This is a genomic window from Prosthecobacter sp. (assembly GCF_014879935.1).
Taxonomy (GTDB): Bacteria; Verrucomicrobiota; Verrucomicrobiia; order Verrucomicrobiales; family Verrucomicrobiaceae; genus Prosthecobacter.
In genome coordinates this window covers 34014-48865 of record NZ_JACSRD010000093.1, presented here as the reverse complement: position 1 = coordinate 48865, position 14852 = coordinate 34014, and the positions used below count along the sequence as shown (strand labels likewise).

Sequence of the window (14852 nt, the reverse complement as noted above, 5' to 3'; positions counted from 1 at the left end):
CGCCCAATACCGCGCCATGCTCGACGCCGCCCAGAAAGGCGGCTATGCCTACCCAGCGATCAATGTCACCTCGCTGCCCACCATCAACGGCGCGCTGAAGGCTTTTGCGGAGTCCAAGTCGGACGGCATCATCCAGGTCTCCACCGGTGGCGGGGAATTCGCCTCCGGCACCGCGGTCAAGGACATGGCGCTCGGTGCCATCGTCCTCGCTGAGGCCGTTCACATCCTGGCGGAGAAGTACAACGTCCTCGTCGCCCTCCACACCGACCACTGCCACCCGAAGAACGTGGAGAAGTTCCTCAAGCCCCTCCTCGCCGCCACCAAAGCCCGTCGCGAGGCTGGCAAAGGCAATCTCTTCAACTCCCACATGTTCGACGGCTCCGAACTCAGCCTCGAAGAGAACATCAGGGTCTCCAAGGATCTCCTCCAGCAGTGCGCCGAGCTCGACATCATCCTCGAAGTCGAAGCTGGCGTCGTCGGTGGTGAGGAAGACGGTCACGACACCTCCGGCGTCGCCAACGACAAGCTCTACACCACTCCTGAGGACATGGTCGCCGTCTATGAAGCCCTCAACGGCATCGGTCGCTTCATGTTCGCCGCCACCTTTGGCAACGTCCACGGCTCCTACAAGCCCGGTGCTGTCAAACTCAAGCCCACCATCCTCCGCGATGGCCAGAAGGCCGTCATGGACAAGCACGGTGCCGCTGCAGAGATGGATCTCGTCTTCCACGGCGGTTCCGGCACGCCTCTCGAAGAAATCCGCGAGACGCTCGGCTACGGCGTCATCAAGATGAACATCGACACCGACACGCAATACGCCTTCACGCGTCCCATCGTGGCCCACATGATGAAGAACTACGACGGTGTCCTCAAGATCGACGGCGAGATCGGCGACAAGAAAGCCTACGACCCCCGCTCCTACCTCAAAAAGGGCGAGCAGGGCCTCTGCGACCGCATGAAGGAAGCCTGCAACGACCTCCTCAGCACCGGCAAGACCATCTTCGGCACGGTCTGAGACCAACATCGTTTCGCCAGTCAACAATCCCACGAGGGCCATGCTTCATCGCATGGCCCTTTTTCTTCGGGTTTCTCACTTCTTCGCGTCAGCTTTCGCCTCGGCGCCGTCCTTCTTCTCCGGCTTCGTCACTTCCCGCATCGGATTCGGGGCCTTCTCGTCCTTGTAGAGCTGGAATTTGCTCTTCACCGGGCGGCGTGGCCAGAAGTTGTTCTCGATGTCGGTGTCCACGAGTTCCTGGCGCGGGTCGAAGGTGATCGACTTCAGCTCCTTCTTCGTGAACAGCATTTTCGAGGCCCTCTGGGTGTTGAAGCGCCAGATTTCCGGCGGCAGCTTGATCTCCTCGGTGCTGCCGTCGGTGTATTCGGCCTTCAAAATGACCGGCGTGACGAGCCCGCCGACGTTGCGCAGCTCGATGGAGTAGAAGTTGTGCTTCGTCTCCAGGAGCTTCGGGTCGATCTCCTCCTCGTTGAGTTCCTTGATGAGAGCCTCGAACTTCTTCTTCTCGCTCGGCAGCACGGTGGTCTCGTCAAAGCTGTCGTAAAAGTCCTTCAGTTCGGGAAAACGGTCCACGCGCTTCGAAAGCGGGTAGTTGCGCTCCTTCGTGGTGGTTTTGGGCAGTTCGTCCTCCTCCTGCTTCTTTTTCTTCTTCTCGATGGCAGGATCACGAGTGTCGAGTTGCAGCCACTTCACCTCCTCGACGGCCACATCGACGTGATCGACGCTGTAGAACCAGCCGCGCCAGAACCAGTCGAGATCCACACCGGTCACGTCCTCCATCGTGCGGAAAAAGTCGCTCGGCGTCGGCCGCTTGAACATCCAGCGCCGGGCGTAGGTCTTGAACGCGTGATCGAAGGCCTCGCGGCCCAGAATGTGCTCGCGCAGGATGTTCAGCGCGGCAGTCGGCTGGCCGTAGGCGTTCGGGCCGAGGTCGGCGATGCTTTCGCTGTTCGTCATCACCGGCACACGGTCGGTGGTGCGCATGTAGCTGACCATGCCACGCTCGTCGCGGCGGTGCTTCCAGTCGTTCTCCCATTCCTCCTCGGCCAGGTATTCCACAAAGCTGTTCAGGCCCTCGTCCATCCAGGTCCACTGCCGTTCGTCGCTGTTCACGATCATCGGGAACCAGTTGTGGCCGACTTCATGGATCACCACGCCGATGAGCGCATACTTCGTGCGCTCGGGATAGGTGCCGTCCTTTTCAGGACGCGGGCCGTTGAAGCAGATCATCGGGTATTCCATGCCGCCGATCGGACCGTTCACTGACCACGCGACGGGATACGGATAATCAAACGTGAACTTCGAGTACACCTGGATCGTGTGCGCGATGGCATGTGTGGAATACTTGTCCCACAGCGGCATGCCCTCCTTCGGATAAAGTGACATCGCCATGACCGGCGGGCGGTACATGCGGTCGGAGATGCCGCCTCTGCGCTCCGGCGTCGGTGGATGCGTCGCGCCCTCCACTGCCATCGCGTCCCAGATGAATTTGCGCGAGGAGGCGAAGGCAAAGTCACGCACGTTGTCCGCCTTGAAGATCCAGGTCTTCTTTCCCTTCGGCTTGCCCTTCTCGGCCGCCCTCGCCTCGTCAGGCGTGACGATGAAAACCGGCTTTTTCGTCTCCTCCTGGGCCTTCTTGAGCCGTTCACGCTGAGTTTCGGTCAACACGGCCTCCGGATTCTGCAACACGCCCGTCGCACCGACGATGTGGTCATCCGGTGCGGTCAGCCGCACGGTGTAGTTGCCGAATTCCAGCGTGAACTCGCCCGTGCCGAGGAACTGCTTGTTGATCCAGCTCGCGTAATCGGTGTAGGCCGCCATGCGCGGAAACCACTGCGCGATGGTGTAGATGCAGTTCTTGTCCTCCTCGAAGTATTCGTAGCCGGTGCGGGCGCTTATGCGCTTGCAGTCGTTGATCGGGTAGCTCCAGCCGATGTTGAAAACGAAGTCCGCCCCTGGAGCCAGCGGTTGCGGCAGATCCAGCCGCAACATCGTCTTCACCACCGCATGCGGCAGCTTTTCGCCTTTTGCGTCCGTCAGCTTGGCGATCTTCATCTCGCCGTCGTAGTCTTCGTAGGCCAGCAGCCGGTCCACGGCCGAGTAAGTGATCTTTCCCGGATCGATCCCGCGCTTCGTGTTCGGCGCCGCACGCGAGTCGGCGTTGTGGGAGAGGTAGTTCTGATCGAGTTGCACCCACAGATACTCCAGCGTGTCCGGCGACGCGTTGTGATAAGTCACCGTCGCCTCCGCTGTGATCGTGCGCTTCACATCGTCCAGTTCGACGCTGATGTCGTAGTCGGCCTGGTTCTGCCAGTAATCACGCCCCGGTGCTCCCGAGGCCAGTCTCACCGTCGAGGGCGTCGGCATCGTGGAATCCAATTGCTGGAACTTCTGCACCGGTGCGCCGGTTTCGGCGGCAGCAATCGACAGCAGGGCGAAAAACGCAGGCAGAAAGGCTTTCATGGGCCGCGATTCTCCCAATCCCGGCCCGGAAGGCAAGCCCCGCGTGCTCGCAAGATCAGGTGAGGCTCCGTCACTTCATTTCGCCCAGCAGACGCTTCAAAGCGGCCAGGGTGAAGGTGTTTGACGCCGCCTTTTCATGACCTTCGAGCTTTGCCAGGGCCTCCGTGGCCTGCGGCTTGCGCTTTTCGCGCACTTCGATGCCGAATCGCAACTCCAGCAGGTCGAAGGCGTGATCGGCCGTCGGTGTGGGCTTGCTCTTGAGCGCCGCGTCGATCACCTCGCGGGCGATTTCGGCCTTGCCGGCGTCCAACGCGTGTTCGGCCAGGGTAATTGCGAGCCGTTGCTTCTTCGCCAGCGCGGCATGCAGCGCCACCGCGTTCTCCGCGATCTCGCGGCGGCTCAAAACGCCCTCGTCGATGATCTTGGAGAAGACCGTGGTCGGATAGCGGCCGGCGATCACGTCATCGGCCAGCAAATGGACGACCAACTTGAGCCGCGAAGCCAGCGGCAGCCGAGTTTTCAGCGCTTCATCACCGGCGAGGCGGCCGGCGTTGCGCCAGACCTCGTCCTTCACATTCAATCCGGCGATGATGGTGCTCAGTTGCGGGCGGCCCAGCGTTTTGCGCCAGTCTGCCAGCATCGTGTCTCCAGATGCCGCCAGCAGAGGCATCAGCAGGCTGACCAGATGCCCGGTGTGTTCGGAGCGGCTGTCGCCACTGGCATCGATCAATGGCATGAGGAGCTTCTGCCAGAACGCAGCCTCCCGTCTGCCTCCGGCCTGCCAGTGGGCGCTGATCGCATCCGCCAGCGCGTCTGCCAGCCGGTTGCGGGCATAGTTCCGCTGGTAAAGGTTGTCGCCCGTGATGTCAGCGAGTGTCTGGAAGGCGTCGCTCCAGGGCTTGGCATTTCCTGCGAGGGCGCTTTTCGCAATCGCGGCGCTCAGGATGTAGGCGGTCTCCGCACGTTCGGCATTGTCCTCGGTCGCGGCGAATGAATCGATCTCGATCCTGGACGCGGCGTCATCGAGAATGCTGCCCAGGTGCGCGGCGGCGGCACGCGGCGCGTAGTTGGAGACGAAGGTGGCGGCAAACACGCGCAGCGCCTCGTCCTTGAACGTGGTTTTGGCGATGCGTGGCGCCAGGGCGGCGATGCGTTCTTCAAAGGTGGACGGTTCCTTGAAGGCGCGGACAAAAGGCATCGGATGATTCTGCGACTCGGCCACGATCAGCTCACCCAGCAGTGCGAGTCCTGGGTCTTTGCAGGATTTGGCCAGCGCAGCTGCGTTTTTGGCGAACGCGGGCTCCCATTTCACGATGCCGGAGTTCCACCCGTGCAGATGGGACGCCTCCTTGGTCAGGAAATCCGCCGCGCGTGACTCCCAGCCGCTGGTGGCGATCAGCGCGACGGTCGTGCGCATCGTTTTGAGGTAAGCGGCATCCTTGTCGAGGAGCTGGGTGAGCCAGCGCTCGTTCCGCGCACGGGCGGCGACCTGCACCATGGCGAAGGTGGGCTCATAGGCCGTGCCGTAGTAGTTTCCACGGCCTGCTTTCTCCTGCGCAAAGCTCTGGCGGCGGGTCCAGCCATCCCACAGCTCCTGGGCGGTGCGTTTCCACGCGTCATCGACGGGCAGTTGCACAAACCGGCGCACGATGTGGGCGAGTTGTGAGCCGTGGACGCAGTGCATCTCCTTGTTCTCGCGGGCGGCGAGTTGAGCGGCTTTTTTCACCAGGTCATCCGGCACGGCAAAGGGACACACGTGGCAAAGATGGTGCGCCAGGGCCACACGCACACGTGGATTGATCTGATCGTTCAGGATGGCCGTGCGATGATGCTTCATGAGCAGATCGATGACCGGTGTGCGACCGATCTCGCAGGTGCCGTCCGGCCCGCGACCTTCGGCGCTGGCGGTCAGGAACAGGCGTCCGGAGATCGCCAGTTCACGCAGGATGGCCGCACGGGCGCCCCCGGCCTTTTCATTCTCCGCCCAGCTCGTGATCACGCTCACGTCGCCGGGTTGCAGCCGCGTGAGCAGATTGTGGAAGGGAATTCCGAGCAGTGTGGCGTGTTGGGGCTTCAGATGACGCGCGATCTCGGTCACGAGGCCGTTCATGCCCTCGGTGGCGGACGCTCTGCCGCCCCAGAACTCCCAGCGGTTCCGCATCCAGGGGCCCCAGCCATTCGCCGTGTGCCAGCCACTGCAGGCCAGCAGGCCGGACTCTTCCTCGTGAAACAACTGCATGCCGAAGCAGAAGACATTCGCCGGGGCGTTGTTGAGGATCTTCGACAGCATCTCGCTGCGCAGCGTCCAGCCGTTTGACTGGCCGTTCTCCCAGCCCTGGCGCTGCTGGCGTGCCTCCATGATCCGCAGCGCCTTGTCGAAAAAGGTCGCGCCGCCGCTGAAGTCGGCCTTGCGCATGTGGAATGTGGCCAATGCCTCGCGGAACTCCGTTTCGAAGGTCCGCACGTCGAGTTTGAACTCCTCGAAGGGCTTCCCGGCCATCACCATCTCGTGAAAGCTGGTGGACTTCTGCTTGATGAGATCACGCAAGGCTGGCGGATAATCGACAAACTCATCCGTGCGCATGGCGAGCGCCTCGGCGATGAGCGGGACAACCTCCTTGCGCAGTTTCACGAGGTCATCCGCATGCTTGGCGACGAATTCGCCCACCGCCTTGTCACCGTTCTCGTCCACGAGGCAGCGCACCAGCTCCATGCCAAAGCTGCGGCTCTTCTGGGTGTCGATGTGTTTGCGCAAGATGCCCGGGAGCGGTTTGCGGCTGCTGTCCCGCCAGAAGGTGCGGACCAGGCCTTGCAGCGCGGAGGAATCATCGCGACCGCCGAGGCCGGGCAGGGGATCGTAGCCTTCCGCCGGGCCGAAAAGGCCGCTCCTCTCAAACAGCGCGATGACAAAAGCCTCGTCCTTCTCGTGGTTGTTCAGCGCCGTGGAGCAGAAGGCGCTGCCACGCCAGTTGGTGTTGCTGTCCAGCTTGCGTTTGACCGCCTCGGCGGACATGAGCGGCCAGAGTGCAGGCTCCGTCTTCAAATACTGGAGGAATCGCGCGGCATTGGTGTGCTCCGGCTGGTCGCGAGGGTTTTGGGCGTCGAGATCATCCTGGATCTTCAAAATGTGCCCGGCCACTTCGAGGCCGCGCCTGGCGTCATAGGTGGCGATGAGGCAGGCATCCTGCGGATGATTGCTGGAACTGCTGGAGAGCCGGTAAAGAGCGTTGCTATCCCGCGCGGCCATGTAGGCGTCTGCCAGATCAAAAACGCGTTTTTGCGCGACTTTGAGCACGGGTGCGAGCGCAGTCAGTTCACGCGCCTGAAAAGGCAGCGGCGGGAGCTGCTCCTCCAGCACTGCCGCCAGGCTGAGCAGGGGCGTGTGTGACAGGGCGGCGATCGGGTCGCTGTGCCGGGTGGCGAACTCGCGCAGCGCCTTTCCTGGCTCATCATTCAGGAGCGCCAGCCACAGTTGCACGCCGAACACGGGCTTCTCGGCCTTCAACATCGTCGTCACCGCCGCGACGACGTCCTTCCTGCCACGGATGTGCCGCAGCACCATGCTCACCAGCGAGCCGTCATTGTGGCTGCTCAGCGGCAGGGCGTTGAAGAGCCTTTCATCCTCCAGCATGACCGATCCCTTCAGCAGCGTCGTGACAAAGGCCGGATCTTCGAGCTGGCGGTTCTGGGAGATCTCACCTGCCACGCTGTCGATCCACTCCTGCACCGAGCTGAGGCCTTCCGTTTCCGCACGCTTCATGGCGCGGCTGAAGAAGGGGGCGACACCGGCGCACTCCCGCAGCCAGTAGGCGATCGGCGTGTGTTCGAGGGAGTTGCCGGTCTGACGACGCGACTCGCCCATGAACAGCAGCGTCAGCTTTTCAAACAGGCGGCCGGCGAGTTCGCCATCTGTCGCCGCGAACCGCCGGAGCATGATGGCGAGCGTCTGGGTCTCGTTGCTGGAGACGTTCACGCTTTGCAGGTTGGTGGCGGAGAGAATGCGTTCCGCCAGTGCATTTTCGATCTTTTCGCGGGCAGTGATGAGCGGTTGCAGTGCCTCGCGGATGTCTTGCGGCAGCTTCTCCGGGGTTTTGTATTTGGAGCTGCGCTTTTCCAGCGTGCGCAGCAGCCCGTCGGCTTCCTCCGGCCTGAGTTTGGCGAATTCCGTGTGATTCTCCCGCAGGTAGGCATCCCCCTGGAAATTGGAGCCTGCCATCAGCAGCAGCGTGGTCTTCACCCCGAAGGTCTGCGGCTGGCGTTCCTTGAGTTCCTTCTCCAGGGCATCGTGCGCCTTCTTGTAGCCGCCGCCGCGCAATTGTTCGGCGATGCGATTGAGCGCCGAGGCCTCGTAACTGCCCGCCAGCGGCAGGCAGCGGAACTGCTCCGCCGCGGCGACGAACGGGGTGCCGGTGAAGATGGCCAGCACATGGCCGGGATCGCGCAGCCGTTCATCGCCTGTGAGTGAGTATTGATAGTCGCGGTTCCATCGCGTGGTGATCTTCTCCCGGTCGGCGATGGAGATCGTCTCCTCCATCAACTGCGGTGCGAGGCCCATCTGGCCCAGCACCTCGAACAACGGGCTGCTGCCGCTGGCGGAGTTCTGGATGTGGCCCTGCGTGCCTTTGAGCAATGGGACGGCCGCTTCGAGGATCTTCGCCGCCTTGGCCCGGTCCTTCCTGGCGATGACCGAAAGCGCACGCGGCAGATTTTCGCGCGCCCGATATTCCTCCATGCCGACGGCATCCCAGGTGAGCGCGGCCAGGATCTTGTCGCCGAGCTTGGTCAGAGTGGCCATCTCGGCCTCCAGCAGGGGAGTGATGGCCTTTTTCTCGGCCTCGGCCAGATAGCCGGGATAGGGTTCCACCTCCTCGCGGAAAAGCGCGTGCAGTTCCTCGCATGCCGGAGGTGTGAGCCTGGCGAGATCTTCAGAATGACTCCCGATGAACTTGGCGACAGCCTCCGCACGGGCCTGATCGCCTTCCTCCATGAGCGCCAGGATGAGCTCGCTGCCAAACGTGCGTTTCGGGCGTGTTTGCAGCGCTTGTTTGAGCCGTTGCGCGGCTTCCTTGCTGTCGGAGCTTTGCAGCTCATTGATGAGGCGGCCCATGACGGTGCGCATCTCCTGCGAATCTCCGAACCACGGACGGAAGGCGGGCGCGTCATCCAGCATGTGCAGCGTGGTGAGCGCGGTGAGCAGCTTGTCGGTGGGGCCTTTGACCAGCGCGTCTGACATGAGCAGGTAGCCGATGTCCTGCCCGAACACCTGTCCGTCGAGCATGCCGTCCTCGATGAGCACTGGCAGTCCGGCCAGGCTGCCGTTGCGGGACTGCAGCAGGGTTTGGTGGAGGTTGTTGTATTGATACATTACCTGCACGCGGTTCCCATTGCCGCTGAAGTAGTAGCCACGACTGGAGCGCTGTGCCTGGCGCTCCTTCCGGAAGGCATCGAAGATGATCTGCCGCTTCTCCGCCGTGGCGCCGAGCCACAGGTCCCGCAGACGACGGACAAAGGCGGTGGCCTCCTTGATGTTGCCGCCGTTTTCCAGCGTGAGCACGTAACGGCTGATTTCCTCCGGGTTCACCCGGCCCTGCTGGCTCTTGATGCGTTCGAGGAAGAAGTCGTGGATCGGTGCGGTGAGTTTCCGCTCCGACCAGATGCGCACGATCTCGCCGCCCGCGCCCGGATCGGCCTGCGGATACATGCTTTTCAGCCAGGTCTCCGCCGCGGCGGTGAACGTGTCGCTTCCTGCGCGGAACAGCTCCGCGTAGGCCCGGGCCTGGCGTGCGGCCGACTTCCCCTTGGCCCGTTCGATGAGCGGAATGACCTCGCTGTCGATCTTGTCGAACTGCCCGCGTCTGGCGGCGGCCAGCACCAGCAAATCTTCCGGATGCGGCAGGGAGATCTGGTTCTGGGCACCGTAGCGTGAATTGGAGTAGCCGTTCCAATACAGGGTGGATGGCGCGGCACGCTGCACCCAGCCCTTCGCGCCGAGGATGTCCCGTGCCTGCTGCTCCAGCTTTTCCAGCGGTGCCTCATCGCGAAGGGCCATGCCCGCCAGCGGGGCGAATCCGCCTTCCGCCAGCATGGGATGGCGTGTCATCGCGGTGCAGTAGGCGTCATGCGCCTCCCGGAGCTGCTGCTGGGCTTTGAGACCGGCCTCGGTGGGTTTCTGGCCGCTCTCCGCCATGCTGTACAGCGCGGGAAAGCGTGTCGGCTCGCGATATTCCTCCCGCTGGAAGTACTGCGGCAGGTTCATCAGCAAGTTCGACAGCGCGGGATCCAGGCGGCGCTTCTCGCTGGTCTGCGCTTCCAGCCACGCGGTCATCAGGCGGATCAGCGCCAGCCGGTTTTCAAAGGTGAATTGCTCATCCGACTGCGAGCTCTCCTGCGCCAGCCGCTGGACGAAGCGTGTCATCTCCGCCGTGGGCAGTCCGGTCAGCACCCGGGCTCCGGCAGCCGGATCTTTGCCTGCCAGCAGTGTGGCGGCACGCATCTGCGCCTGCCAGGCCCGTGGATGCTGCTGGATGGCATCCTCATAGCGTTTGAGCGCCGCGTCGGTGGCTGAGAGGTTCTCCAGGATGGCCGCGTCCTCGGTCATCTCACGCCAGCCGGCGGCGGTGCGTGCCGTCAGCCATTTGGCGAAGCCGGTTGCCGCGGTCTTGCGCTCCAGTTGCTCGACCATGTTGCGCATGTTGTAGCGCATGTTGCTCCACTGCATGGGATCTAGCCATTGACGGATCAGCGGACGCAGCGTGCGCAGGATCTCGGCGTGGGCGGTTTCCGTCTGTCCCTGGGCCAGCAATTTCTCCACCAGCGGACTGAGCGTGCCGTTGCTGGAGTTCCGCGTGAAGTTGCGGGAATACGGATTGATCGCCGCCTGTGCCGAAGCGGACGCGCGTTTGGAGTTCTTCGCGAGTTCGCGGGCCTGAAGCTCCTCCGCCTCTTTTTCAAATCCGGTGGTGCGCATCAGTCCGACGAGCTGCTGGAGCTCGTAGCTCTGCATGTTCGGCCGGTTCTGTCGTGCGAAGGCCGCCTTCAGCGCGTCCCGCATCGCGAGCCGCTGCTCCGCGTCGCCCCGCTGGGCGGCGTGGAGAATGGCATTGTCAAAATTGGCCGAGGTGTCGAGCTGCGCCGCCTTTTGCAGCCGCTCGACCATCAAGGGCAGGTCGTGATGAAGTTGTGCGATCCACGCGGCCAGTTCCCAGTGGCCCGCATTCACATCTTTGGCCTCCAGCATCGCTTTCACCGCTTTTTCCACCTCCTCGCGATGGCCAAGGCGCAGGTGCATGAGCATCTGCAAGGTCGGCGTCTTCAATTGGGCAAGCGTCTGCTCCAGACCGGTGCGCACGTCGTCCTCATCCGCCGGATCGCTCATGTCGGCGCCATCGTAGTCGATGTGGCCGCCGTTGCCGGCCTTGCGCAGGCTGATGAGCGTGTTGGCGATCGAAGCGGAGACATCGAGCCCGGTCCATGCGGGTTGAAGAGGCTGGGGCTGCAGCCTCGTGGCGTTGACGGAGCTGTAGGACGATAAGGTGACACGCACTGGCAGGCGGCCGCCTTTGGCCTGCTTCTCGAATTCCAGCGTGCGTTTGTTCTCCCGCTCGATCTCGGCGGCCAGTTGCGGCCAGCGTTTGGCGGCAGCCAGGGCGCTGAGCACCTGCTGGCCGCTCCAGTAGCCGTGTTTGCGCAGGATCGCGTCAAACGCGCGTTCGTTCCAGCGCTGGCCCAGTGCGAACAGGCGGTCGAGCACGTCCGCAGGCAGCGTCACGTGGTAGCTGGCCATGTAGGACGGATCGCTGGTCGCGAGAGCGAGCAGATTGGTCAGCGCGTTGAGCGTGCTGCTGTCCACCTCGGGAAAATCCTCTGCCAGCGTGATGGCTTCGCGGCCGATCTCCAGGCCTTCCGGCGTTCCGAGCATCATCGCTCGCACACCGGCCTGCCAGGCCAGCAGCGGCTTGGAATCCTTGAACAGCGTCATGCAACGCCGCAGGACGGAGATCGAATCCTCCTCCGGTCCGCGCTGCCAGGCGCGTGACACCAGCCACACAGCATGAAGCGCCGCGTGGTCGGCGTGTTGATTCAAAAGCTCGACCGGCACCCCAAAAGCCCCCTGATAAATCGGCACCTCCAGGATCAGGGCGGCGTCACGCACGCCCGCCGCGCTGATGCGTGCGGCCAGCGCCTGCTTGTTCGCCTCCGTCATCGCCTGGCCGATCTCAATGAGGTGATACAGCGCCATCGCCGAGAGCATGGTCACATTCGGCGGCTGGGCCACCCAGCCATGCGGCAGGGCAGGAGTCGCAGACGCTGACTGCCCGTTCAGGATGAGCATGCCGCGGCCGAGGCTGAGGCCGCCCCAGCCCATGCCCAGATTGCTCTGCTTGTTGCGATGCTCATACGCGGCCTGCGCCACGCTCGGGATCGTCATCCACTCGGCCGCGCCATCGGGAAGCTGGTAGTTTTCGCCAAAGCTGAAACTTCCCGGCATCTGGCCGTGCGCCTGGATCATCTGCTGCGACTGCACCGCGCTGACTTCCGGCATCTCCACATGAAAGCCGAGCAGTTCCGTGAAGGCCGCCGAGGCCTCCTGATCGCGCCCTTCCTCCTCCAACGCCGTGGCGTAGAGATAGCGCAGCCGGTAGTCGTCTGGAAACTGCGGCAGCAGCGGCTGCAGGAAACGAATCGCCCGCGCCCAGTCGCTGTGCTCGCACATCGTGTCCGCCATTTTCTCCAGCATGCGGGCGTCGGCATCCTTTCCGCCTGCCAGCTCGAACAGCAGCCGGTAACCCGCCTCGTCATCGCCCGATTCGATCATCAGACGTGCGATCCGCTGCTTCGTGTCCGGCGTTTTGTCCAGCGTGGCCGCCGCTTCCAGGGTGCGCAGCGCCTCCTTGGTCAAACCGGACTCCTCCTCGCAACGGGCGATCTCGGTGAGCAGGGCGAGATCCTTCGGCCGCAGTCGCGATGCCTCGTAAAGGCAGCGGCGGCGCTCCTCGTCGTTGTTCACGCTGCGATGAATCTCCGCCAGCGCCATCCACGGCGCCGCGCTGCCGCGATTCTGCCGCTGCCGCGTCTGAAACTCCTCCACCAGCGAGTCGAGCTGCCCCTCCGCCCGCGACATCTCCGCCAGCGGTGCCAGCAGGCGCAGACGCGTCTGAATGTCCTCCGTTTGTTCATACAGCGACACGTAAGCCCGCCGTGCCTCATCCGTGCGGCCCGACCGTGCCAGCGCCTCCGCCAGCGTGGTGAGCACCTGGCGGTCATCCGCAAACTTTCGCGAGGCCTGCCGCAGCACGTCGAGAGACGCGGTCTCCTTGCCCTGCTCCAGATGGATCGCCGACTCCTCCAGCCAGGGTAGCACCGCACCGGGAGAAAGCTTCTTCCACTCGGGAATCACTGCCAGCGCCTTGTCACTCGCCAGCGCACGCCGGTGCAGCGACACCAGCCGCCGCGCATGGTCGCTCGTCTGTCCGCCGGGCAGTTTCATCAGCTCCTCGATCACTCCGGCGGCGCGTGCCCACTCCTGCCGCGTCTCCAGCAGTTTTGCTCGTTGTGCTCCGAGCATCAATTGATCCGCCGGGGCCGCTGTGGGCCGTTGCAGCACCTGGTCAGCCTCCTCCGCACGGCTGGCTTGCTCCAGCAAGACCGCCAGCAGGCAGCGGTTCGGGATCGAAAGCCCCTCCGCCTGCTTTTGCAGCTCGTCGATGACCGTTTTGACCGCTTCCGCGTCTTCAATCGTGATTTGCGCCATGCGCACGGCCTCCGGCACCGCCGCGTGATCCGTGATCAGCGCCAGCCTCTGCCGTGCCCACTCCATCGCCTGCGGGTGATCCTTCAAGGATGTCGCCAGTTGGGAAAGTTGCGCGAGGAATCGCGGCTGTTTCGCAAACTCGGTTTCACGCGTGCGCAGCAGGTCCAGCGCCTCCTGCTGCTGGCCGTGGGATTGCAGCGCCTGGCCGACGCGCAGCACGTCCTCGATCCCGCCGGACTTCATCAGCGCCTTCCAGATTTCGAGCGCCTTGTCATGCGCCTCGTTCCGATGATGAAAGTGCGCCAGCGCCTCCTTCGCCGAAACGCTGTCGGGATGCGCGGCCGCCAGCGCGGTGTAAGTCGCATTCGCCGGCTCCTTCATCTCCCACGATTCGTACAACCGTGCCACCCGCAGGTAATCATGCTCCGGGGCCACGGCGTCTTTCCCGACCGCCTTCTTCAAATACACGTCGAGCGTCGCCTGCGCCGACTTCGTGTCCTTCAGCTTCTCCTGCAAGGTGGCCAGCCGCACCAGCAACTCCTTGTCATCCGCATGCTGCTCCGTGAGCCGCTTCATCTGCGCTGTGGCGTCTTCAAAGCGCTCCATCCGCTCCAGCATCGCGACAAAACGCTCCTGCAAGTCACGGCGGCCGGGCGTGCGTTCCAGCAGGGCCGTGACCAGCTTCACCGCCTCATCTTTCTCGCCGAGGTCCGCCCGCACCTCCGCCAGCTCCATCGTGATCGCCGGACGCAAAGGATTCGCCGTGTGCAGGGCCTCCAGGCGTTTCTTCAGGCCTTCGATGTCATCCTCTCGGCGGAACGGCTGCGCGATGCGTGACAGCACATCGCCTTCCACCCAGGAATCCTGCCCGCTTTGCTCAAGAACGCTCTCAAACACCTTCAGCGCCTCGTCCCGCTTGTCCGCACGCAGCAGCAGGTCGCCCAGCCGCAGCCGTCGCGTCATCAAATCCGTGCCGGGCTTCGTCTTCGCCACCAGCGCCTCGGCTTGTTTTGCCGCCTCGGCATACAAGCCCTCGTCCGCCATCAATTCGACCACTTCCTCCGCCAGATCGAGGTCATCCGGCCGTCCGGCGGCCAGTTCCTGCCAGAGCTTCAGCGCGTCGTCATTGCGTCCCAGCCGCAGCAGCGCCCGACCTTGCAGCCGGGCGATCTCCACGCGCAAATTCTCGTCCTTGGCCGACTTCGCCGCCGCTTCCAGGCTCGTGAGCGCCCGGTCGAACTCCAGCAGCCGCGTCTGTGCCCGCGCCTTGTCCAGCCAGGCGTCCGCATTTGTCGCGTTCAGCTTCAGTGCCGCGTCCAGTTCCGTCACCACCGCCGCGTCCTCGCCCTGGCGGGCGAAGAACAGCGCCAGAAGCTGATGATCCGCCGCCGTGGCACCAGGCGCAGCCGCCTTCGTCTTCAAAAACTCACGCAACGTGTCGCGCGTGCCATTCGCCAGCCATGCGTCCTGAAAGCGCTCGAAGATCGTGCCCGCCTGCGGCCGCTTGCGCAGCAGGTCGTGATACTTCGAGATCTCCGGTGGCACCGGAGCCTGCTGTGCGAGGGCAGGGCAGAGGAGGAGGGGCAAGGCAACCAGCAGCCGCAATTTCATGAGTGCGTTTTA

General features: G+C 63.5%; 3 protein-coding genes. 1 reads left to right on the top strand and 2 read right to left on the bottom strand.

Going from position 1 to position 14852, the window contains the following annotated elements:
- The first annotated feature begins 16 nt into the window (after positions 1 to 16).
- On the top strand, positions 17 to 1015 hold the full coding sequence (fbaA, locus tag IAE77_RS05750) for a class II fructose-bisphosphate aldolase (RefSeq protein WP_294223136.1): 999 nt from the start codon (positions 17 to 19) through the stop codon (positions 1013 to 1015).
- A gap of 75 nt (positions 1016 to 1090) precedes the next feature.
- On the opposite strand, the gene IAE77_RS05745 is transcribed toward fbaA, so the two are convergent.
- Positions 1091 to 3478 (bottom strand): M1 family metallopeptidase, encoded by a 2388-nt coding sequence (locus IAE77_RS05745; RefSeq protein ID WP_294223134.1) that lies wholly within the window; start codon positions 3476 to 3478, stop codon positions 1091 to 1093.
- Between the two features lie 70 nt (positions 3479 to 3548).
- Positions 3549 to 14840 (bottom strand): tetratricopeptide repeat protein, encoded by an 11292-nt coding sequence (locus tag IAE77_RS05740; RefSeq protein ID WP_294223129.1) that lies wholly within the window; start codon positions 14838 to 14840, stop codon positions 3549 to 3551.
- Positions 14841 to 14852: the final 12 nt, after the last annotated feature.